Raw genomic sequence first — 22,601 nt, forward strand, 5'->3', positions numbered from 1 at the left:
CCTCCGCTAAACTTTATCTATTTTGTACCCCACACCCCACACGACTTTTATATACCGGGGCTCTTTGGGGTTAATCTCAATTTTTTCCCTAATATGGCGGATATGTACCGCCACCGTGTTATCGGCTCCGATTGCCTCCGCATTCCAGATCTTCTGATAAATCTCACTGATGGAAAACACTTTTCCCTGGTTTTTCATTAAGAGAAGAAGAATATTGTACTCAATGGGGGTAAGCTTTACCAGTTCTCCATCCACCGTCACCTCTTTTAAATCGTCATTTATCAAAAGCCCTCCGCTTTGATAGAGCACGCCTGGGCTTTCCGCCGCATTCCCAAGCTTTGTATAACGGCGAAGCTGGGATTTCACCCTTGCCACCAATTCCAGGGGATTAAAAGGTTTTGTGAGATAGTCGTCCGCACCTATATTAAGCCCCAGTATTTTGTCAGAATCCTCAGACTTGGCGGACAGCATGATAATAGGGATGCTGCTTTTTTCCCGAATCTTTAACGTCGCATGTATTCCGTCTAAACGGGGCATCATCACATCGATAATTAAAAGGTCCACTTCCTCCTGCTCTAAAATTTTTATAGCTTCTTCCCCGTCAAATGCCTTTAAAATCTCATATCCTTCCTGCTGCAGATAAATTTCAATGGCCTCAACAATTTCCTTGTCGTCGTCACATACCAATATCCGATTCATGGCTTATCCCTCCCGGTATCACTTAAGTATTTTTTAGAAATCTGGCAAGTCCTTTCTTTTCCTGTTTATCCTCAGGCTTCTCTTTTCCAACCCACTGAAAGTATTCTGAGTCTAAACTCTCCTTTAAAATTGCTTCCATCTCTGCGTCAATGGCTGCATCCTGTTCTTTTGTCAATTCCTGATCCACAGAAAAAGGCTGCTCCGGCAAAACGGCTTGTTCCCTGGAATTTTTCTGCTCTTTGGAAGCCTTCTGCTCCTTGGAATTTTTCTGCTCTTTGGAGGCCTTCTGCTCCTTGGATAATTTCTCTCCTCTCACCTCCGCCAATGCCTCTGCAATGGTCTGTTTTTTCCCGATTACCCTTGACTGCCCCAGCTCTGAGGGAGCATTTGCATTTTCCTCCCCCTCCAAGGGAATCCCGGCCCTCCTAAAATAGTCCTCATTAATCTTTATCTCCGGCTTTTCATAAACCGGCTCATCACTTGGGACAGGAATCCCCTCTGGTGTCAGTCCGGCCCGTTTAAAATAATCTTCATTAATTTTAATCTCCGCCGACAAAGGAACAAAATCCGGCTCAGGTTTTTTCTTGCGTTGATACCTCTCCGGCTTATCCCGGCCTTCAATTATGGCCTTCTCCCTGGCAATCTCTTTGTTCCTCTCTTCTATAATTTTTATATACTTTGATGTATCCTTTAAATCCTCCAGCTGACTCTTTAATTCTCTCTGATTACTTCTGACTTTCCTTTTTTGCTTTTCTAAATCCTTTCCAAAAGTTTCCATAATCTCTTTCATAGAACTTTCTGCGGTTTCTATAATGTCCTGTATCCTGCCAAGGGCGTCATCCGTGTACAAAACCGAAGCAGCATAGATATCTTCCGCCTGCCGGTTGGCGTTCCGCACCGTTTCTTCCCGGCGCCTCTCCGCTTCCCTGTCCCCCTTTGCCCTGCTCTGCTCCGTAATCTCATACTCATCCATCATTTCGTTTATTGCTTCTTTTAAAACATCTAAAAGCTTAATCATATCTTTTTTATAAAGCAAAACGTATTCTTCATACCCTGGCACTTCTCTCCCCCGGGAAATCATAACATGTATATCCCGCAGCGTCCGTTCCAACTTGTCCTGTACGCTCATAAATCTCTCCTCGTATGCATATATATTTTTTCCCTATTATTAAGCAGTATAACATATATTCATTTAAGAATGGAGAAGAATACAGGATTTTTTCTTAAGTTTTTATATATTTATTCTTTATTTATATTTTTTCCTATCAATCAAAGATTTCCAGACTTCGTTCTAATATCCCATGGATATGGGCAATAGCCATCCCATAGTTTGTCATGGGCACTCCTGCCTTTTTGGCACACTCCAGGCGATATTTCATCTCCCTCTCGTTTATCATGCAGCCGCCGCAGTGAATCACCAGAGCATAGTCTGCCAAATCCTGTGGAAATTCTGTCCCGCTGCAAAAAATTAGATCAAGATTCTTTTTCGTGTATTCCCTCATCCAACCCGGAAGCTTTACCGTTCCAATATCTCCGCACTGCCTGTGGTGGGTGCAGCTCTCGGATATTAAGACCTTATCCCCCTCTTTTAAGGTGTCCAGAGCCATAGCCCCTTTCGCCTGGCTTTTAAGATTTCCTTTATACCTGGCAAGAAGTATGGAAAAAGACGTGAGAAACATGTCTTCGGGAATTATTTTTTCCACCTGCTTAAAGGCCTGACTATCAGTTATCACCAGCCTGGGCCTTTTCCTCAGGGAGGCAAGAGTTGTTTTTAGCTCCGTTTCCCGGGTTATCACAGGAACCGCCCCTGCCTCTAAACAGTCCCTGATAACCTGCTGCTGGGGTAAAATCAGCCGTCCCTTAGGTGCTGCGGAGTCAATAGGCACCACAAGTACTGCCAAATCTCCTAATTTTAACAAATCCCCCACAAGTTTTCCTTCTTTTTTTTCTTTTTCCTTTAATGCCCCAAGCCTGTCTTTTAATTCATGGATATTAGTCATTTGTTCTGCACTGACAAACATAACCTTATCCCTTTTGCCGATAAGTAAAACCGCCTGTTCTTTTTCTTGGGAGGAGAGAAACTCCTCCTTATTTACCGCAATAACATAGGGAATCTTCCTCTTCTCAAATTCGGCCAGAATAGGTTTCTCTATTTCCTCATACTTCTCCTTCCCCTCTCTTAGCAGCGTTTTCCCGTCCACCACCAGTATCCCCATATTTGTTTTATGGAGGACCTGAAAGCTCTTTTTCACCCGAAGTTCCCCCAATGTACCGCTGTCATCTAAGCCCGGGGTGTCAATAAACACCACCGGGCCTAAAGGCAGCAGTTCCATGGATTTGCTCACCGGGTCTGTGGTTGTGCCCTTTACCTCTGACACAACGGCAAGGCTTTGCCCGGTAATGGCATTTAAAAGACTGGATTTTCCCGCATTTCTTCTTCCAAAAATGCCGATGTGTATGCGCTCTCCCTTTGGCGTATCATTTAAGCCCATGTTATGCCTCCTGACGTTAAAATCTGAAATCTCTTTTTCCCAGATGGATATTGTCTATATATTCCTGGGCTTTTATCCTGACTTTTTCATTTGGTATTGTTTTTAATTCCCGGGCAATCAGTTCTTCCCCTACAGCCTTTGTCTCCGGGGAAGCATAATCTTCCAGATATTCTTTTAAGGTCATAAGGGCGTTGGGATGGCAGCAGTTTATAATCTGTCTGCTCTTTAGCAATTCCATAAAACGGTCTCCTGTGCGGCCTTCCCTGTAGCAGGCAGTGCAAAAGCTGGGCACATACCCCAATGTCATAAGCCAGTGAAGCACTTCATCTAAAGTCCGGTTGTCACTGACGTCAAACTGAGCGGAGTTATCCTCCGGTGCCTCCTCCTTCGCATATCCTCCCACACTGGTGCGGGAGCCTCCGCTTATCTGGGAAATTCCAAGCTTTAACACTTTTTCCCTTGTCTCCTTCGTCTCCCTGGTGGACACAATCATGCCAGTGTAGGGAACGGCAATGCGGATGCATGCCACAATTTTTGCAAACATTTCATCGGAAATTCCATTATCAAATGTGTCCGGGTCAATATCATCCGCCCGCCTTACCCTGGGGACGCTGATGGTGTGGGGGCCTACTCCGCCGTAAGCCTCCATATGCTCTGCGTGCATAAGGATTCCCGTAAAATCATAGCGGTAATTGTTAAGGCCAAACAATACTCCGATACCCATATCGTCAATCCCGGCTTTTCTGGCTCTGTCCATAGCCTCGGTGTGATATGCATAGTTGCTCTTTGGCCCCGTTGGGTGAAGCTCCTCATAGGATTTTTTATTATACGTCTCCTGAAAAAGAATATAAGTGCCAATACCCGCATTTTTTAACTTCACATAATCTTCTTCCTTTGTTGCCGCTATATTCACGTTGACCCGGCGAATCGCACCATTTTTATGCTTAATCCCATAAATTGTCTCGATGCTTTCCAAGATGTATTCAATGGGGTTGTTTACCGGGTCTTCCCCCGCTTCTAAGGCCAGACGCTTGTGTCCCATATCCTGCAGGGCAGTGACCTCCTTTACGATTTCTTCCTGGCTTAGTTTTTTCCTTGCGATATGTTTGTTCTTTGCGTGATAGGGGCAGTACAAACATCCGTTAATACAGTAGTTTGAAAGATATAAGGGAGCAAACATCACAATACGGTTTCCGTAAAATTCTAATTTAATTTTTTCTGCCAGACCATATATTTTCTGATTTAAGTCCTCTAACTCACAATCCAGGAGCACAATGGCTTCCCTGTGGCTAATCCCCTTCATCTTAGAGGCCTTTTCTAAAATTTCCTCTATCAGGGGACGATTCGCCTTATTCTTTTCCCCATATTCCAGACATTCTAAGATTTCTTCATTGCTGATAAATTCTTCCGCTTTTGGTGACATAACATTGTACATTACTACAACCTCCTGTTTTTTGATATTCTATTATGATATTTTTATTATATTAAATTTTCTTATAACTTTTATTCTATTTTCCTGTTTACTGCTTCTCTCGGGCAATTCACAGGATCTCCTCTGTCAACTGCCAGCTCATAACCGATGGCTTCCATACGCCGGCCCAGGCATTGCCTGCATTCCGCAGCCTCATCCCCGGTACAGATTTTGTTATCGTAAAGTTCATATTTTTTCCGAACCCCCACCGGGGAGAGATTTGGCATTACCACATTTGCCCCGGCCAGAATCCCTTTTTCTCTTCCCTTTGGGTCAATAGTACCCAGGGCAGTGGTTGCCGGAAGCAGTAAATTTGGTTTTAATAAACGGAGTAATCCCAGTAAATACAAGGTTTGTTCCAGACTTCCCTGAATTTCCTCTGCAAAGGGCGTGCTATGGTGGGGGATAAAAGGTCCAATCCCCACCATGTCCGGCTGTAATTCTGTGATAAACAGCATATCCTCCGCCAATGTCTCCTTTGTCTGTCCGGGAGAGCCCACCATAAATCCGCATCCCACCTGGTATCCAATCTCCTTTAAGTTCCAGAGACAATCCATGCGATGTTTAAAGGAAAGTTCCGGGGGATGGAGCTTGGCGTAATGGCGGCTGTCTGCCGTTTCATGGCGGAGAAGATATCTGTCCGCTCCTGTCTTATAGAAGCGTAAATAGCTGTCATTTTCCCTCTCACCCATGGACAGTGTCAGGGCACAGTCAGGATATCTATCCTTAATCTCCTGAATTATCTCCACAATTTTATCATCGGTGTAAAATCCGTCTTCCCCTCCCTGGAGCACAAAGGTGCGAAATCCCAATTCATACCCCTGGCTGCAGCAGTCCATAATCTCTTCTAAAGTGAGGCGGTAACGCACCGCCTCTTTATTATCCCGGCGGATTCCGCAGTAATAGCAGTTGTTTTTACAGTAATTTGTAAATTCTATCAGCCCTCTAGTAAAAACCTTGTTCCCATAATATTGTCTGCTCAATTCCCTTGCCCGCCGAAAGAGATATTCCCTCTCCCCCTGGCTTTCTATGAGAAGCGACCATTCTTCCCTGGAAAGCCTGTGCTTTTCTGAAAGTTTGTCAATCAGTTTCCTCACTGCATCCCTCCTGTAGTTTTGCATAAAGGGCCTTTGAAGTAATCCCCTTTAACATGCCGATTTTCCCTGTCATTGCACTGATTTTATCTGCCGGAGCGTCCACCGTCACGCTGATTAGTGAAATGTTCCGCTTAGGATAGGGAAGTCCCATCCGCCCGATAATATAACTGCCGTATTCATGTAAAATTTGATTTAATTTTTCTATATCTCCCTGGTTTTCCACTACTATGGAAATCATTGCCACTCTGGTATCCATGTTTTCTCCTCTTTTTGGGTAACAAAATAAGGCCATTTCCAGACCTGCTTGGAGTAAGGATTCTTGTTCCTCGCATAAGAATGAAAATTTCCTGTAAAAAATTATCCCCTGCGCCCTTAGACTGCTGGGCTTTAGGCCAATGAATCCGCTTAAAAGCCTGATGCAGTCTTTGGGGTTAGGTGTAAGTATTTTATTTGTTTTTTAAGTTAAAAATAGTATAATCTCCCGATAGAAAGATGTCAATTCCTTTTTTGGGGTTTCCTTAGTTTTTATGGAATACCCGTTTTTTCCATTCTTGGATGCCTTCCATTCTTCCTGTTAAAAACAGTATGTTTAGAAACAAAATTGCCATGGTCAATCCCATTGTAAAGTCCATAATGCTGCTATAGGGCCTTTGTGCAATAAAACCGCCAAACCCTTCCGTTACATCCAGCACTGTACAAAATATAAGTAAGATCAGCGCTGCGGCACAATTTCCCGCCATTTTCTTCTTTAACTGCTCTTTTTTCTGCTCTGCGTATTCTGCTACTTTGTTTAATGTTTCCTTGGTTTCTTTGTTCATCTCGTTTTTCCTTTCGCCATCAATGATTTCCCTGATATCTACATCTCTTAGTTCCTTTAAAAACAGACCTGCTTTTTTTTGCTCCATCTGTGTACCTCCTTGATACCAATCATAGATTATTTTGTTTCCCCAAAACAGGACACCCTGCGGGAATTCCTTAATTTTCTGGGATTAGACATATGTGTCCTATATCTTTTTATAAAAATCACAAAAGTTTAAGAATATCTTAATTGTATTTTATCCATCCCTGCTGTATAATCAGTCAAAACTAGTACAGTGCTATCTTGCGCTGGCCCTTGTTAGGAGGTTTCATATGAGAAAACCATACTGGCTAATACCGATTTCGATCATAACGCTCGCCTTATCTGGGTGCAGCCCTAAGAATAACGCATCCATCAACGCCAATGCTGCGGAAAAAATTTCCCCGGAAGATACGGAAGCGGCAGAAACCACAGCGGACTTTGAGACAAAGGAAGAGCCCCGTACCATTACAAACCAGCATAATATTTCCGTGACAGACATATCTTCCAACGGCACCTATTATGCAAAGGATGGCAAAACTCCGGTTCTTGAAGTAGACATATCTTATCCAACCATTTCCATCCCCGACCGGACAGAAGTGTCGGAAAAAATTAATGCCGCGATTAAATCGGAAGTGGATACCTTCTGGAATTTTGAGAAGCAAAATGCTTCCTACGCCAGGGAAGATTACGAAATGGCGGCAGATGATACAAATTACACCTTTGAACCATATACAGGTTCTTTTTCTTATACCGTCAAACGGTGCGACAAACAAATAATATCCATCGTTTTTTCCCAATATGACTACACGGGAGGCGCCCATGGCAATCCCTGGAAATACGGGGTAAACTTTGATGCCTCCACAGGAGACAGACTCCAGTTAGAAGCCTTAAGCAGCGATTATACGGATTTTTATAATCTGCTTTTAACAAATTTGAACCATCAGGCAATGCTGCCGGCATACCAGGATTATATTTTTTCCGATTTTGCCGCTGATGTGGAAACTGCCCTTTTAAAAGATTCTGCCGCCTGGTACTTAGACAGCAGCGGTATTACATTTATCAGCAATCCCTATGTGCTGGGTTCCTACGCCGCCGGCACTTTTGAGTTTAACATTCCTTACAGTGAATTAAAAGGGCTAAAAGAAAAGTACAATTATAGTGGAAATTACATCCGCAAATTATTTCCCGGAATTTCTGCATCTTTTGACATCAACGCTGACGGAATTGAGGAAGAAATCTGTTACTCTATCATAAAAAACGAAGAAAATGATTACACTTTATCTTTAACCGCTAATAGTGAAGATTTTTCGGATGAGTTGAAAAAACTCCATATTGCCTACCCCTTTACCGGGGCTTACTATCTTGTGGACATTGACCCGGAAGACGAATATGTGGAAATTGCTATTACCGACGATAATTACGACGGAAACAAAGAATTTACTCATTTCTTCCGGTATACCAAAGACAAAGAAATCAGCTACCTTGGAAATATTCCCAAGATTTACCATGAAGGGGAAATCATCTGCTACAATTCCAACGGAAACCTGGTTTTATTAAACAGTGACGGTTCCCCTGTGGAATAATATAGAACAGCGGAAAACCATATGAAATGTTATGGTTTTCCGCTGTTATTCTTTAGAAAGAGCATTTATTTCCAAAAATCAATAGGTTCATAGTCCCTTAACTCTGCCAAAAACCCTCGCTTTTGCAGCTCTTCCTGAATTTGGTCTAAAACTTCCTCTGACTCGGCGGTAACGGTATGGTAATGGTAATCAGAAGTCACATCTTTTAAAGATTTTGACTTCCCGCTTTTCAGTTTTTCCATATATTCCTTTATCTCCCGCCTTGATTTTAACCCCATCTCTACCCGGATAACATTGTACACTTTATGATAGACAAACTCGTCCTCTATTTTTCCGCCGTAATCCACAATGAGGTTTAATTCTTCCTCCATTTCCTCATCTGTGTGATGGACTTTAAATATTCTATGATTGGGTGAAGACTCCTTTAACAGATAGCCTTTGTTCGTAGATATAATCTCCTGTTTCTGGGCCCGCAAAAGGGCAATATCCTGAACAACCACCTGCCGGCTCACGGCAAAATTTCTGGCAAGGGCAGCGCCCGACACCGGTTTCGCCGACTGCCTTAACACAGTAAGCATCTCCTCCCGCCGCTTTTCTCCGCTCATATCTCGCCTCTTTCCTTTAAATCTGATGGAGATTTTTCATGGAAATATCCATAATGGGTGCAGAGTGGGTTAATGCGCCGCTTGAAATATAATCTACCCCAAGCCCTGTCAATCTTTGAATGCTCTCTCTTGTCACATTTCCGGATATTTCAATCTCCGCTTTCTTATCTATGATCTGAATGGCTTCCTTCATTTCCTCCGGCTGCATATTATCAAGCATAATAATATCTGCCCCGGCTTCCACAGCTTCCCTTACCATATCCAAATTTTCCACTTCAATTTCAATTTTCCGCACAAAGGGCGCATAGGCTTTTGCCATGGCAATGGCTTCTTTTACCCCTCCTGCCGCCCCGATATGGTTATCTTTCAGCAAAACCCCGTCAGACAAATTGTAGCGGTGGTTATTGCCTCCCCCTGCCCGCACGGCATATTTTTCAAAAATACGGTTGTTGGGGCTTGTTTTTCTGGTGTCCAAAAGTTTGATGCCCGTCCCTTTCAGAAGTTTTGCTATGGAATTGGTGTAGGTGGCAATTCCGCTCATGCGCTGAAGGTAATTTAGTGCAGTGCGCTCCCCGGAGAGAAGAACCCGGATATCTCCCCGGACTTTCCCCATCAAATCACCCGCTTTTACCTTGTCGCCGTCCTTTACAAAGAAAACCGTCTCCGTCTTTTCATCCAAAAGCTCAAACACCCTGGCAAAAACCTGCAGGCCGCAGATAATGCCCTCCTCCTTGCACACCAAATCCACCTCTCCCGGCACAGAATCTGGCATTACCGCATTGGTGGTTACGTCCTCACTGCTGATATCCTCTTCTAAGGCGCTTAAAATAAATTTATCTACATTTAACTTCATGGTAATGGGATCATACATACGCTTCATTCAACCTTTCTATCTCATTTAATACATTGTCTTTGTAACATTTTGCCAGGGCTTCCCCGTCTTTGTACTTATTTACGTCTATATTTAATAGTTCTTCCGGAGCTTTCATTTCTTCATAAGACCGGCATATCCTCTTTGCCGCCCTCTTAGCGAACACCAGGCTTTCCAGAAGGGAGTTGCTTGCCAGGCGGTTCTTGCCGTGTACCCCGTTGCATGCTGTCTCACCGATGGCGTAAAGACGGTGCATGGAAGTATGGCTGTTCATGTCCACTTTTATCCCTCCCATAAAATAATGCTGGGCGGGAACCACGGGAATACACTCATGGAACACGTCATAGCCCATTTTACGGCAGTGCTCCACAATATTGGGGAAATGGCTCTCAATCTCCTCCCTGGGAATATGCTCCATAGAAAGCCACACATAGGGCATATCATCCTTTTTCATCTGCTCCCTGATTTTCGCCGTCAAAACATCCCTGGGCAAAAGTTCATCCACAAACCGCTCCTTTTTTGCGTTGTAAAGCACGGCCCCCTCCCCCCGGACAGACTCCGAAATGAGAAATCTCCGCTCTTCTTTCGCCTTAGAATACAAGGTGGTGGGATGTATCTGGATATAATTAATGTGCTCCAGCTCAATGCCGTGGGCAAGGGCCACCGCAATACCGTCCCCGGTAAGCTGGGGAAAATTAGTGGTATGGCTGTAAAGCCCTCCGATTCCGCCGCAGGCCAGTATGGTCTCGCTTGCTGTAATTGTCTGAATCTCACCCTCTAAATCCCGCACAACGGTGCCGTAACAGGTATTGTCAAGACACAGTAAATCCAGCATGGTGCAGTGTTCCACAATCTCTATATTTTCCCGTTTTCTGGCCTGATTCCAAAGTTTGCCGGTAATTTCTTTCCCTGTAATATCCGCATGGAACAGAATCCGCTTGTCCGAATGGCCTCCCTCCTTTGTAAAACTTAAGCTGCCATCCTCCTCCCGCTGAAATTCCACTCCGTAAAACAGCAGGTCTTTCACCGTATCCTGGGAATTCCGTATCATAATATCCACAGACTCCGGGTTATTTTCATAATGACCGGCATGCATGGTGTCCTCAAAATAGCTGTCGTAATCCGACTCGTCTTTTAACATGCACATGCCTCCCTGGGCCAGAAAAGAATCACTGTGCTCCACCGTATCTTTGGTTATAATCTTAACCTTTTTTTCCGCTGGAAGGTTCAGCGCGCAGTAAAGCCCGGCGCATCCGCTTCCGATAATCAATATATCTGTTTTCATCACATTCTCCGTAAAATTCTATTTTGCCAGAGCTAACATCTTTTCCAAAGGCTCTTTTGCCGCCTCCATCATATCATCCCTTAAAATAATTTCTTCCTGGCTGTCCAAATCACTTAATACCTCATGGACTTTATCCAGGGTAACTTTTTTCATATTTGTGCAGACCTGCTTTTCCATGGCAGGATAAAACTTTTTGTCCGGATTTTCTTTCAAAAGCTGGTGGAAGACCCCTGTCTCCGTCGCTATAATAAATTCTTTTTCCCCGCTTTTTCCTGCAAAATCAATGATTTCCGAAGTGCTTCCGATAAAATCCGCCTCTTTTAAAATTTCCGCCGGGCATTCCGGGTGAGCCAGCACCGGGGCACCGATATGCTGCGCTTTTGTGCTTTTTATGTCATTTACTGTAATATCCTGATGCACCGGGCAGAATCCGTTGTGGAAAATAAAAGTCTTTTCCGGCACTGCATCCGCCACAAAATGGGCCAGATGATTGTCGGGAATAAAGAAAATCTCTTTCTCCTTCATTTTCTTCACCACCCGTATGGCATTGGAAGAGGTTACGCACACATCCGACAGCGCCTTCACCTCCGCTGTAGAATTAACATAACAGACAACTGCCGCTAAAGGATGCTCTGCTTTTACCTTTTTTACCTGCTCCGCAGTCACCATGCGGGCCATAAAACAGTCCGCTTCCAAGTCAGCCATATACACATGCTTGTCTGGGTTTAACAGCTTGGCGCTCTCTCCCATAAAACGCACGCCGCAGAATAATATATTCTGCTGGCTCACTTCCGTGGCCTTCTTAGCTAAAGCATAGGAATCTCCCACAAAATCCGCAATCTCCTGTACATCCCCTTCCACATAATAGTGTGCCAGGATAACGATGTCTTTTTCTTTCTTCCACGCCTTTATTTCTTCGATTTTGTTCATGCTCTCCTCCATGGATATTTTTTCCTGTGAAACTTCATGTCTTAGGCATTATAACACACTATTGTCTGACTGACAAGACAGTTGTATAGATTATTGTCTTGTTAGCTGTAAAACAGAGAAAAAAGCGGCACCGAAAAACGATGCCGCTTTCACTTATCCTAATATAAAACATTACATACTCTTTACATTAATACGGGTCAGGGCTTTCCGCAGTGCAAACTCCGCTCTGGCAAGGTCAACATCTGCCGCTTTTCCCGCCAGGCGTCCCTCTGCCCGTTCTTTGGCTTTCTCTGCCCGGGCCACGTCAATTTCCTCTGGCCACTCGGCAATCTCCGCCAAAAAAGTTACCTGGCTGCCTAAAATCTCCGCAAATCCCGCATGGATTGCCGCCACCTTCTCACCTTCCGCCTCATGGATAATCAGGGCTCCGGGAGCTAATACGGTGGTTACAGGAATGTGGTTCTTATACACACCGATGGCGCCGTCTGTGGTGTTAAACTCCACCATCTCGGCTTCCCCCGTATAGAAAATACGGTCCGGTGTGATAATCTTTACCTGAAACATTTTTTCATTATCCGCCATACCATCACCCCTTACTTCATACGGGCGCGTACTTCGTCAATTGTTCCTGCATTTAAGAAATAACTCTCCGGAACATCATCTAACTTGCCTTCCAGAATTTCCCGGAATCCACGTACCGTCTCGGTAATGGGAACATATTTTCCTTCCAATCCGGTAAACTGTGTTGCCACGTTAAATGGCTGGGACAGGAATCTCTGTACTTTTCTGGCACGGTTTACAGTAAGCTTGTCATCCTCGGAAAGCTCATCCATACCAAGGATTGCGATAATATCCTGAAGTTCTTTATATTTCTGCAAAATCTCCTGCACACCTCGGGCAACTTCAAAGTGCTCCTGTCCCACAATACGTGGATCAAGAATACGTGATGTGGAACCAAGGGGATCCACTGCCGGGTAGATACCAAGCTCTGCAATGGAACGCTCCAATACGGTTGTGGCATCCAAATGGGCAAAGGTTGTGGCGGGAGCCGGGTCAGTTAAGTCGTCCGCCGGCACGTACACAGCCTGAACGGAGGTAATGGATCCGCTCTTCGTGGATGTGATACGCTCCTGCAATGCACCCATCTCTGTCTGCAGGGTTGGCTGGTAACCTACTGCGGAGGGCATACGTCCAAGCAAAGCGGAAACCTCAGATCCTGCCTGGGTAAAACGGAAGATGTTATCGATGAACAACAACACATCCTTTCCGCCTCTGTCACGGAAGTACTCTGCCATAGTAAGTCCTGTAAGACCTACCCTCATTCTTGCTCCGGGGGGCTCATTCATCTGGCCGAACACCATGGTGGTCTTGTCGATAACCCCGGACTCTTTCATTTCATAGTAAAGGTCGTTACCCTCACGGGTACGCTCCCCTACACCGGTAAACACGGAATATCCGCCGTGTTCTGTTGCAATATTGTGAATCAATTCCTGAATTAATACGGTTTTACCTACACCGGCACCGCCGAACAGACCGATTTTACCGCCCTTCTGATATGGACAGAGCAGGTCAACGACTTTGATACCTGTCTCCAACATCTCCTGGGAAGTTGCCTGCTCCTCAAAAGTAGGCGCTTTTCTGTGGATTGGCCAGTATTCTACATTTGACGGGGCTTCCACCTCATCGATTGGCTCACCTAATACGTTAAAGATACGTCCCAGGGTATTCTCACCAACAGGAACGGAAATGGATGTTCCGGTTGCTTCTGCATCCATTCCCCGAACCAATCCGTCAGTGGGACCCATGGCGATACATCTCACCGTATCATCCCCCAGATGCTGAGAAACTTCCACTACCAATTTCTTACCATCATTCATAGTAATATTAATAGCGTCATTTATCTCCGGCAGACGTCCCTCGGAAAACTTAATATCCAGGACGGCACCGATAATCTGAGTGATTTTACCAATATTCTTATCTGCCATCTTTCTCTATCACTCCTTATTTTTTTATGATATCGCAGAAGCGCCTGCGATAATTTCTGTTAATTCCTGTGTAATAGAACTCTGACGTGCCCTATTATACTTCAGTGACAAATCACTAATCATCTCTTCTGCATTGCTGGTTGCAGAATCCATTGCCTGCATTCTGGCTCCGTTCTCACTGGCAACTGCCTCCACCAGTGCGCCGTAGAAAAGGCTGGTAATGTATTTAGGAATAATCATATCCAAAGCCTCTTCCTCATCCGGCTCATAGTTCATCAGAACATTGGTATCCTCTGCCTCGCCTTCCCCTTCTGCAAACTCCACAGGAAGGAGCTTCATCATCTTCGGCTCATGGCTCACCGTATTTTTAAAATGGGTGTAGGCCAGATAAATTTCGCCGATTTCTCCATTCTGATAAGCCTTTAACACACGGCTGCAAATTTCAGCCGCATCTGCATAGGTAGGCGCCTCAACCACCTCAGAATCATCCGATTTAATCTCGTATCCGTAGCGCTCCAATGCCTCTCTTCCTTTATGTCCAATGGCATAAACCTGCACATCTTCTTTGGAGAATCCGCTTCCAGTCACCAATTTTACAACATTTGAGTTATAGCCTCCCGCCAAACCACGATTGGAGGTGATGACGACCACTGCTTTTTTCTGAGAATCATTTGCCTTCAGATATGGATGCAGTATGGTTCCGGAACGCCTTAACATAGAAGACACCGTCTGATACATATAATTAAAATATGGATTTGTTTCCTCTGCACGGTTTTTTGCTTTCTGCAGTTTAACAGTAGAAACCAGTTTCATGGCTTTTGTGATTTGCTGCGTACTCTGTATGCTGCCTTTTCTTCGCTTTATGTCCCTCATTGAGGCCATATCTTCTCACCGCCTTCACAAAAATAATTTCTACTTAAAGGATGCCTTACATTCTTCAATGGCTTTTACCAGTTTCTGCTCCATATCTTCCTTAAGCTCTTTCGTCTCACGGATAGAATTTAAAATTTCCGGATACTTTGTCTCCACATAGTCAAAGAGATCTTTCTCAAAACGGAGAATCGCATCTACCGGAATGTCAAGGAGATATTTCTTAATCGCTGCATAAATAATCAAAACCTGTTTTTCCACAGCCATAGGCTGATACTGAGGCTGTTTCAAAATCTCACGGATTCTCTCACCCTGTGCCAGCTTCTCTTTTGTGTCTGCATCCAATTCGGATCCAAACTGAGAGAACGCTGCAAGCTCACGGTACTGTGCCAGTTCCACACGGATGGGAGCCGCAATCTTTTTGATTGCCTTAATCTGTGCCGCACCACCTACACGGGATACGGAAAGACCTGCATTGATCGCGGGGCGGAAACCTGCGTTAAACATATCTGTCTCCAGATAAATCTGACCGTCCGTAATAGAAATTACGTTGGTAGGAATATATGCGGAAACATCTCCGGCCTGGGTTTCGATGATTGGAAGAGCCGTTAGAGAACCTCCGCCCAATTTATCTGATAATCTGGCTGCACGCTCTAAAAGCCTTGAGTGCAGATAGAATACATCACCTGGATATGCCTCACGTCCTGGGGGCCTCTTAAGAAGCAGGGAAAGTGTACGGTAAGCCGTTGCGTGTTTACTCAAATCGTCATACACAACAAGAACGTCCTGCCCATTTTCCATCCACTCTTCCCCGATGGCACATCCGGAATAAGGAGCGATATACTGCAAAGGAGCCAGCTCACTGGCAGTAGAAGCTACTACTGTAGTATAAGCCATTGCCCCGAACTCTTCCAAAGTTTTTACAATGGAAGCAACGGTAGAAGCTTTCTGGCCGATTGCCACATAAATACACTTCACACCTTTACCCTTCTGGTTAATGATAGTGTCAATGGCAATGGCTGTCTTACCTGTCTGCTTGTCACCGATAATCAGCTCACGCTGGCCTCTTCCGATAGGAATCATGGCGTCGATAGCCTTAATACCGGTCTGTAAGGGTGTATCTACAGATTTTCTGGAGATAACGCCGCTTGCTACTCTCTCAATCTGACGGAATTTACTGGTTTCAATCGGTCCTTTTCCGTCAATAGGCTGACCCAATGCATTGACTACACGTCCTAACATTGCATCGCCCACTGGAACTTCCACAACTCGCCCGGTGGTTTTTACAGTATCTCCCTCATTGATGTTTCTGCTGTCACCTAACAAAACAGCACCCACATTATCTTCCTCTAAGTTCAACACCATTCCGTATACTTCACCAGGGAATTCAAGAAGCTCTCCCTGCATTGCATTCTCAAGGCCGTGGATACGGGCAATACCGTCTGCCACCTGGATAACGGTTCCCACATCTGCCACCTCAAGCTGCGCCGCATATCTTTTAATCTGCTCTTTAATAACAGAACTGATTTCTTCTGGTCTTAAATTCATGGAGCGCATTCACCTACTTTCAACTGTATTTTGGATAATTCTCTGGACAGGTCATAAAGCTTCGTCTTTATGCTGCTGTCAACGACTCTGTCTTTAATCCGAATTACCATTCCGCCGATTAAAGCGGTATCCACATCATAGTGCATCTCAAATTCCACATACTTGGTGGTCTGAATCAATCTCTTTTCTACCTGCTGCCGCTGTGCCTCGGATAACTCCGACGCCGTAGTCACATAGGCAGTTCCAATATTTTTGGACTCTTTCACTTCCCCGATAAAATAATTCAGCACATTCTCTATTTCACCAAAATGTCCCTTATCCACAATCATACGCATTAAGCCTACGATTTCGTCTGATATACGTCCTTTGAAAATGTTTTCTATAACCTGAATTTTCTCTTCTTTTACTACCTTTGGATGATTCATCAGTTTGGCCAAATCTGCATTTTTAGAAAGAACGTCAAGGACATCTTTTACTTCCTCAAAAAAGGTATCCATCCTTCCGCTTTCCTCTGCAATCTCAAACAATGCATCACCATATGTTTTTGATACTAACTTTGCCATGTCGAATCACCCATTTCTTTTAATGTTTCTTCTACCAGCGTATCCTGAATTGTTGTATCAATAGAAGCCGCAACCACTTTGGCTGCCATCATGGATGCAACAGTAATCATCTCCTGTTTCACCTCATCCATTGCACGTTTCTTCTCAAGCTCAGCTTCTTCCTTGGCTCTCTTGATAATCCGGGCCGCCTCTTCCTTGGCCTCGTCAATCATTTTCGCCTCATTTTTCATTGCCTTCTGGCGCGCTTCGCTTAAGATCTGCTCTGCTTCTTTATCTACTTCTTTCAGTTTTCCTTCATACAGTTCCTTCAGTTCTGCCGCACTTGCCTTATCGGCAATAGCAATGTCAATATTGCTCTTAATCGTTGCCTGCCTGTCCTTAAGCATCTTACGCACAGGGTTAAACAGCAGATAAGATAACAGCAAAAACAGCACAAATACAGAAATAGCTGCCTGCAGCACATCCATAAGCAACTGCATATCAAGATCAAACAGTCTTGTCATAGCTTAGAAGTTCCCCCTCCTTTCCGTAATGAATCCATTGTTTACGATTAGCCTACTAATGGTTTTACGAAAAGTAAGAGCATAGCTACCAACAGACCATAAAGACCAGTTGTCTCTGCTACCGCCTGTCCCAATAACATGGTAGACATAATGTCAGATTTTGCTCCTGGGTTTCTTCCTACTGCATTTGCCGCATAACCTGCTGCAATACCCTGTCCAATACCAGGTCCGATACCTGCGATAACCGCAAGACCTGCACCGATTGCTGAACATGCTAAAATTAAATCATTTCCTGAAATATTCATATTGAATTTCCTCCTTCATAAAAATACATGATTTTTCCCGCTTAAGCTTACTCTGTCTCAAGCTGCTGGTTGATGTATGTCATAGTCAACATACAGAATACATACGTCTGAATTGCCCCGGAGAACAAGTCAAAATACACATGCAATACCGCCGGCCAAAATGTAGCAATCCAGCCGAGAAGCCCATACACAAGGGCCATCATAACCGTTCCTGACAATACGTTTGCAAACAAACGCAGGGACAGCGAAATCGGCACTGCAATCTCACTAATCAGGTTAATGGGGAACCAAATCGGCAGCCATGGCGGCAGTGGAGAACACATATCCGTCCAGATAGTTTTTAAACTGTGGTATCTGAACTGGTTTACATGAATCAAGCCAAATGTAATCAATCCCATTGCCAGTGTTACGCCATAGTCGGCGGTGGGCGGCCTTAGTCCAAACACACCGGAAATATTGCTCATTAAAATAAAGATAAAGATTGTACTGATATAGTTGACGAATCTGTGGGAATTTTTTCCCATAACGCCCCCTACCACTCCATCTAAGGATTCCACAATAAGCTCTAACACGTTTTGGAAACCGTCCGGCACCTCTGTAGCATTTTTCATCTTACGGTTGGCTATCACTGCAAAAATTACCAACACAGCCATAACAATAAGGGCACAGACATGGGTTGTAGTAATCCAGCAGGTCTGCCCAAACACTTCGTAAGAAAATATCCCATGGATCATAAAGTCAATATCCGATGAACTGGACATCAAAATTGCATTGTTCACATTTTCACCTCCTTATTAAGTTGTTTGTTTCCAATCCTAACTCATTTTTATATATCCTCTTCCCTCCCTCTTAATTTGAAAATCATTTTATGAATGAAAGGCTGTGCGTATGCAGCCGCTTTCAAACCCATAACACCTAAAAACGCAGAAAACAGGTTTCCCAGTTTAAAATACATCATACAGAAAAATACTGCCACCACCGCAATATAGCGAATCATGTTCTGGGCAATCAGTTTTCCCTGTCCGGAATCTATGCTTACGGCATCCTGAATCACCACTGCCATATGAATAGCCATAAAACATGCAAGGGCAATGCCAATCCACAATCCACTGGAATAGCGAAGCTTATCTGACACAAACCACACACCGGCGAGTTGTAAAACTATTCCATATAAAATGATGCCCAATATAAGCTCCGGCAATACTTTATTTAGTCTTCTTAACATGTTTTGTATCCCTGTCACTTTCCTGTTCAAATACCTTTTTTGCCATAATATAGATATTCCGAAAACCTGCTAAAGCTCCCATGATAAAGAGAGGAATAAAAATCCAGTCCATATCAAACTTGTCTCCAATGTACAATCCGATTCCCATGCATAATCCGATAGGGACCAACATGCTGATTCCAAACTGCATGACTAAGGCAAAAGACTGGTATACATTTTTTTGAAATTTCATATATACCTCCCAAAAGACGGTCAAAATACATGCCGGCTCTTTTATAATGAAAACTCTATTTTATTATTATACCATTTTTTGTTATATTGTCTATTAATTAATCTCAATTTTCCAGAGATTTTGGTAATTATTAAATAAAAAAGCACAAAGAAAGCAGACTTAGCTATGCAAGTCTGCCCTTTTTATTTTGTTATACATTTAATTGAATATCTCTATTGGTATGCTCATATTTGTAGTAGCGCACTCCCGCCGCATCTAACATCCTCTTTGAAGCAATCACAGGAGGCGTATGCTCATATTTGTCACAGTCATATACCACCGTTTTAATTCCCGCCTGTATAATTGCCTTTGCACACTCATTGCAGGGGAAAAGAGACACATATAACTTTGCCCCCTCCAAACTGCCGCCCCTGTAATTTAAGATGGCATTTAATTCACTGTGGGTAGTGTAAAGATATTTGTTGTCCAAAGGTTCCCCCTCCCTGGCCCAGGGAAAAGCGTCATCGGAACATCCGGAGGGAAATCCGTTATAACCCATGGAGAGAATTTTATTGTCACTGCTGACAATACACGCCCCTACCTGGGTATTTGGGTCTTTAGAACGCATGGCAGAAAGCATTGCCACCCCCATAAAATATTCATCCCAGCTAATATAATCTTGTCTCTTATCGCTCATACCAAAACCTCCTGCTTTTTATCCCTTTTGCTTTAAAGACCTCGAAAAAATCCAGGGTATCCTCTAAGTAATTAAATCCACCAGCTTTTTTACAGAAGTATACAAAGTTTCATAACACAATCCATATACCTGAAGCGCTCCCCCGTAGGGATTTACAATTTCCAGCTCCTCTCCCACAAGCTCCGTTAAGACCCGCACCTGCCTTTCCTCAATGCTCTCAAACATTTCCAGTATTTTCAGGCGCTGGGCCGACTCCATGGTAACTACGAGGGTGTTTTTTCCCACATCCCCCAAAACAAAAGGTGCAGACATATATTCCTGTGCACTAAACCCGTTGCTGGCCATCACTGCTTCCGCTTTCTGATTTAAAGGTTCGGGGAACAGCACCACCAGCCCCCTGGGGCACGCCTCTATCCCGCTGCCTGCTGCCATATCCTTAAAAATCTCTGCTGCCATGGGAGCCCTGCAGGTCCCGTTTTCATCTACAAAAATTACCTTATCATAAAGTTTCATATTCTATACCTCAAGTATCTGATGACCTGCTGCCTTTAAGAGCCGGTTCATAATTGCCTGCCCTATGCCTTGAGAAGAAAAGCTCTCCGAATAAATCATCTCAACGCCCAGTTCATCAAAATCCCTTAAAATTCGGTACAAATGTCTGGCAATCCCTTCTTCGTCTTTCCTCGCCCCGATACTTATCACATAATCTCCAAGATACCGGGAAACTGTCTCATCCGTTCCAATTATACCTACCTTTTTCTCATGTTTTTGCAATTCTTCCGTCAGAGCATTTATTTTTGCAATGACATTTTCCTCTTCCCCCTCCACCAGCACCAGACCTGCTTTCGGCGCATAATGGCGGTATTTCATCCCCGGAGCTTTCGGTTTCACCCCGGAATCTTCCGAAATAAGCCCCGGATCAATCGTTACCTCCCCGATAACCTTATTTAACATTTCATTTGTAATTCTTCCCGGCCGCAAAATCACAGGAATCTCTTCCGTAAGGTCAATGATAGTGGACTCAATGCCAATTCCCACTTCTCCCCCATCCAATATCAGGGGAATCCTGCCATTTAAGTCCTTAAGTACATGCTCCGCCAAAGTAGGGCTTGGCCTGCCTGATGTATTGGCGCTTGGAGCTGCGATAAGGCAGCCGCTCTCTTCAATCAGCCTAAGGGCAATCTCATCCTTTGGCATGCGCACTGCCACTGTATTAAGCCCCCCTGTAGTCTCTTTTGGAACCTGATCTTTCTTATTTAATATCATAGTCAAGGGCCCCGGCCAAAATGCATCGGCTAATTTTTTTGCCTTGCCGGAAATATCTCTGGCAATTTTTTCTAAATCTTCCCATTTGCTGATATGCACAATAAGGGGATTATCGCTTGGCCTTCCTTTGGCAGCGTATATTTTCCTGGAGGCATCCGGGTTCATGGCGTCCGCCCCAAGGCCGTACACCGTCTCAGTGGGAAATGCCACAAGGCCGCCTGTTTGAAGGATAGCTGCGGCCTCTTTCAGTTTGTCTGTATCTATATTATCTCTGTTTATTTTATAAACTTTCGTTATCATGTGAATTATTATATCATGTTTTGAAGATAATGAAAAGATGCATTGTGATTGCTGTAAAATGCAAAAAATTTTGAAAATGAAAAGTTTCTGCATTTCAGTGCAAAATCACCTTAAGGTGCTTAAGGGCCTCATTTGTTCTCCCCTTACCTGGCTTTGATTCAGATAGTAATCCTTTCCATATACGTTAAATACAAGCAAAACAACTCCTGCACATTACTTTCATGCTCTCCCGAAAGGATTCCTCATCGTCGCATATAGCTATATTTATCCCCGTTCCCATGTTTACTGGTTTTCCTCTCTAATTCATATCACATTATATATTTATTAATATAATCAATATATGGCTTCTTTTTCACATCATTTTCATTTGCAAAATACCATTTTGAAGATTCCTTTAATCCTTCCTCTAAGGAAATTGTCTCTGAATATACATTTTGTTGACGCTGGACATCTAAATAGTATTCATAATTATAAAAACTAAAATAATTTCTCTGCTCTATATCCTCATAAACATATTCAAATACCGGAATCTTACCCAGGCATGAATAGCATTTAGTAACCCAGTCCTTTATCGATATTGTATAAACATTTCCTACATTCATAATATGAGCGGATGGACTGGTCTTAATAATCTCTTCGATTAATTTGCATAAATCTCCCACATAAAAAAATTGCATTTTCATCCCGCCGTCTTTTGGCAAATAGAACTTCCTATCTGCTTTTGCACAATCAAATACAAATGCTTCTCTCTATATATATTATTCATAGGGCCATACAAATAAGGTGGCCTTAAAATATATGCATCCGGAACTCTTTCTAATAATTTTTTTCTGCATTAATCTTGTCTGTACCGTATTTCCCCCAAAATTTATTGGCAGCAAGTTCTGCCTCTTCAAGAAAAGGCTGCACTCCATATTCTGGATACACGGCACTTGAGCTAATCAAAATGTATTGTTCAAACGATCCAAGTGCATTATATAAATCAATAACATCCTCAGCATCATAAGCAGTTATGTCAAGCACAATATCAAAATACATCTTTTTGAGTTTATCACCTAAATGATGTCGATCACCCTCAATTAATATAACTCCTTCAATTTGAGGCTTTGTATTTCTGTTAAGTACATAAACTTCATATTCATGCTCAACAAAATATTTTGATGCATATTTGCTGACAAAGGTTGTTCCACCAGTAACTAATACCTTTTTCATCAAATTCTCCTTATATGGGTCATTCTCTCAACCTCCCTGATG

General features: G+C 43.6%; 27 protein-coding genes. 1 reads left to right on the plus strand and 26 read right to left on the minus strand.

Annotation, left to right across the window (positions count from 1 at the left end; all coding sequences use genetic code 11):
• Positions 1 to 6: 6 nt before the first annotated feature.
• From D7Y06_RS06080 to D7Y06_RS06110, 7 genes are all read right to left on the minus strand, one after another.
• Complete coding sequence (locus D7Y06_RS06080) at positions 7 to 699, minus strand: response regulator transcription factor (RefSeq protein WP_120406935.1); 693 nt, start codon at positions 697 to 699, stop codon at positions 7 to 9.
• Between the two features lie 22 nt (positions 700 to 721).
• Complete coding sequence (locus D7Y06_RS06085; protein ID WP_120406936.1) at positions 722 to 1,828, minus strand: hypothetical protein; 1,107 nt, start codon at positions 1,826 to 1,828, stop codon at positions 722 to 724.
• A gap of 136 nt (positions 1,829 to 1,964) precedes the next feature.
• The gene (gene hydF / locus D7Y06_RS06090) at positions 1,965 to 3,191 is read right to left on the minus strand and encodes a [FeFe] hydrogenase H-cluster maturation GTPase HydF (protein ID WP_120406937.1); all 1,227 of its coding nucleotides are present in this window, start codon (positions 3,189 to 3,191) and stop codon (positions 1,965 to 1,967) included.
• Between the two features lie 16 nt (positions 3,192 to 3,207).
• Positions 3,208 to 4,626, minus strand: coding sequence for a [FeFe] hydrogenase H-cluster radical SAM maturase HydG (hydG, locus tag D7Y06_RS06095; RefSeq protein ID WP_120406938.1), 1,419 nt, complete (start codon positions 4,624 to 4,626; stop codon positions 3,208 to 3,210).
• A gap of 68 nt (positions 4,627 to 4,694) precedes the next feature.
• Positions 4,695 to 5,783, minus strand: a complete 1,089-nt coding sequence (gene hydE, locus D7Y06_RS06100; protein ID WP_120406939.1) for a [FeFe] hydrogenase H-cluster radical SAM maturase HydE — start codon at positions 5,781 to 5,783, stop codon at positions 4,695 to 4,697.
• On the minus strand, positions 5,743 to 6,015 hold the full coding sequence (locus D7Y06_RS06105; protein ID WP_120406975.1) for a TM1266 family iron-only hydrogenase system putative regulator: 273 nt from the start codon (positions 6,013 to 6,015) through the stop codon (positions 5,743 to 5,745). Before D7Y06_RS06105 ends, hydE begins: the two co-directional genes overlap by 41 nt.
• A gap of 262 nt (positions 6,016 to 6,277) precedes the next feature.
• Positions 6,278 to 6,664 (minus strand): hypothetical protein, encoded by a 387-nt coding sequence (locus D7Y06_RS06110; protein WP_120406940.1) that lies wholly within the window; start codon positions 6,662 to 6,664, stop codon positions 6,278 to 6,280.
• 226 nt (positions 6,665 to 6,890) lie between these two features.
• Between D7Y06_RS06110 and D7Y06_RS06115 the strand changes: the two genes are divergently transcribed.
• Complete coding sequence (locus D7Y06_RS06115; RefSeq protein ID WP_120406941.1) at positions 6,891 to 8,183, plus strand: DUF3298 and DUF4163 domain-containing protein; 1,293 nt, start codon at positions 6,891 to 6,893, stop codon at positions 8,181 to 8,183.
• A 65-nt stretch (positions 8,184 to 8,248) separates the two neighbouring features.
• Here D7Y06_RS06115 and D7Y06_RS06120 read toward each other — a convergent pair whose 3' ends face one another.
• The 19 genes from D7Y06_RS06120 to D7Y06_RS27895 form a co-directional block, all read right to left on the minus strand.
• Complete coding sequence (locus D7Y06_RS06120) at positions 8,249 to 8,788, minus strand: transcription repressor NadR (protein ID WP_120406942.1); 540 nt, start codon at positions 8,786 to 8,788, stop codon at positions 8,249 to 8,251.
• A 16-nt stretch (positions 8,789 to 8,804) separates the two neighbouring features.
• Positions 8,805 to 9,659: a carboxylating nicotinate-nucleotide diphosphorylase gene (gene nadC / locus D7Y06_RS06125; RefSeq protein ID WP_120406976.1), complete on the minus strand. Its 855-nt coding sequence runs from the start codon at positions 9,657 to 9,659 to the stop codon at positions 8,805 to 8,807.
• Entirely contained in the window at positions 9,652 to 10,944 is a 1,293-nt protein-coding gene (locus D7Y06_RS06130; RefSeq protein WP_120406943.1) for an L-aspartate oxidase, read from the minus strand. Before D7Y06_RS06130 ends, nadC begins: the two co-directional genes overlap by 8 nt.
• A gap of 18 nt (positions 10,945 to 10,962) precedes the next feature.
• Entirely contained in the window at positions 10,963 to 11,874 is a 912-nt protein-coding gene (nadA, locus tag D7Y06_RS06135; RefSeq protein WP_120406977.1) for a quinolinate synthase NadA, read from the minus strand.
• 171 nt (positions 11,875 to 12,045) lie between these two features.
• A complete protein-coding gene (atpC, locus tag D7Y06_RS06140) occupies positions 12,046 to 12,456 on the minus strand; it encodes an ATP synthase F1 subunit epsilon (protein WP_120406944.1) in 411 nt (136 codons plus the stop codon).
• Positions 12,457 to 12,467: 11 nt separating this feature from the next.
• Positions 12,468 to 13,859 (minus strand): F0F1 ATP synthase subunit beta, encoded by a 1,392-nt coding sequence (atpD, locus tag D7Y06_RS06145; protein WP_120406945.1) that lies wholly within the window; start codon positions 13,857 to 13,859, stop codon positions 12,468 to 12,470.
• Between the two features lie 24 nt (positions 13,860 to 13,883).
• Positions 13,884 to 14,741: an ATP synthase F1 subunit gamma gene (gene atpG, locus D7Y06_RS06150; protein WP_120406946.1), complete on the minus strand. Its 858-nt coding sequence runs from the start codon at positions 14,739 to 14,741 to the stop codon at positions 13,884 to 13,886.
• Positions 14,742 to 14,771: 30 nt separating this feature from the next.
• Positions 14,772 to 16,277: a F0F1 ATP synthase subunit alpha gene (atpA, locus tag D7Y06_RS06155; protein ID WP_120406947.1), complete on the minus strand. Its 1,506-nt coding sequence runs from the start codon at positions 16,275 to 16,277 to the stop codon at positions 14,772 to 14,774.
• Positions 16,274 to 16,840 (minus strand): ATP synthase F1 subunit delta, encoded by a 567-nt coding sequence (atpH, locus tag D7Y06_RS06160; RefSeq protein WP_120406948.1) that lies wholly within the window; start codon positions 16,838 to 16,840, stop codon positions 16,274 to 16,276. Before atpH ends, atpA begins: the two co-directional genes overlap by 4 nt.
• On the minus strand, positions 16,828 to 17,343 hold the full coding sequence (gene atpF, locus D7Y06_RS06165; protein ID WP_120406949.1) for a F0F1 ATP synthase subunit B: 516 nt from the start codon (positions 17,341 to 17,343) through the stop codon (positions 16,828 to 16,830). Before atpF ends, atpH begins: the two co-directional genes overlap by 13 nt.
• Before the next feature lie 47 nt (positions 17,344 to 17,390).
• Positions 17,391 to 17,648 (minus strand): ATP synthase F0 subunit C, encoded by a 258-nt coding sequence (gene atpE / locus D7Y06_RS06170; protein WP_120406950.1) that lies wholly within the window; start codon positions 17,646 to 17,648, stop codon positions 17,391 to 17,393.
• Positions 17,649 to 17,695: 47 nt separating this feature from the next.
• Positions 17,696 to 18,409, minus strand: coding sequence for a F0F1 ATP synthase subunit A (gene atpB / locus D7Y06_RS06175; RefSeq protein WP_120406978.1), 714 nt, complete (start codon positions 18,407 to 18,409; stop codon positions 17,696 to 17,698).
• Positions 18,410 to 18,474: 65 nt separating this feature from the next.
• The gene (locus D7Y06_RS06180) at positions 18,475 to 18,873 is read right to left on the minus strand and encodes a hypothetical protein (protein ID WP_120406951.1); all 399 of its coding nucleotides are present in this window, start codon (positions 18,871 to 18,873) and stop codon (positions 18,475 to 18,477) included.
• A complete protein-coding gene (locus tag D7Y06_RS06185) occupies positions 18,854 to 19,105 on the minus strand; it encodes an AtpZ/AtpI family protein (protein WP_120406952.1) in 252 nt (83 codons plus the stop codon). The genes D7Y06_RS06180 and D7Y06_RS06185 overlap by 20 nt, the downstream gene beginning before the upstream one ends.
• A 190-nt stretch (positions 19,106 to 19,295) precedes the next feature.
• On the minus strand, positions 19,296 to 19,781 hold the full coding sequence (locus D7Y06_RS06190; protein ID WP_120406953.1) for a deoxycytidylate deaminase: 486 nt from the start codon (positions 19,779 to 19,781) through the stop codon (positions 19,296 to 19,298).
• Positions 19,782 to 19,844: 63 nt separating this feature from the next.
• Positions 19,845 to 20,294 (minus strand): arsenate reductase/protein-tyrosine-phosphatase family protein, encoded by a 450-nt coding sequence (locus D7Y06_RS06195; protein ID WP_120406954.1) that lies wholly within the window; start codon positions 20,292 to 20,294, stop codon positions 19,845 to 19,847.
• A gap of 3 nt (positions 20,295 to 20,297) precedes the next feature.
• On the minus strand, positions 20,298 to 21,347 hold the full coding sequence (locus D7Y06_RS06200) for an L-threonylcarbamoyladenylate synthase (protein ID WP_120406979.1): 1,050 nt from the start codon (positions 21,345 to 21,347) through the stop codon (positions 20,298 to 20,300).
• 308 nt (positions 21,348 to 21,655) lie between these two features.
• Positions 21,656 to 22,048 (minus strand): NAD(P)-dependent oxidoreductase, encoded by a 393-nt coding sequence (locus tag D7Y06_RS27890; protein ID WP_120406955.1) that lies wholly within the window; start codon positions 22,046 to 22,048, stop codon positions 21,656 to 21,658.
• Positions 22,049 to 22,163: 115 nt separating this feature from the next.
• A complete protein-coding gene (locus D7Y06_RS27895; protein ID WP_120406956.1) occupies positions 22,164 to 22,559 on the minus strand; it encodes a dTDP-glucose 4,6-dehydratase in 396 nt (131 codons plus the stop codon).
• Positions 22,560 to 22,601: the final 42 nt, after the last annotated feature.

The organism is Roseburia sp. 1XD42-69, from assembly GCF_003612565.1.
In the GTDB taxonomy this organism is placed as follows: Bacteria; Bacillota; Clostridia; order Lachnospirales; family Lachnospiraceae; genus Roseburia_B.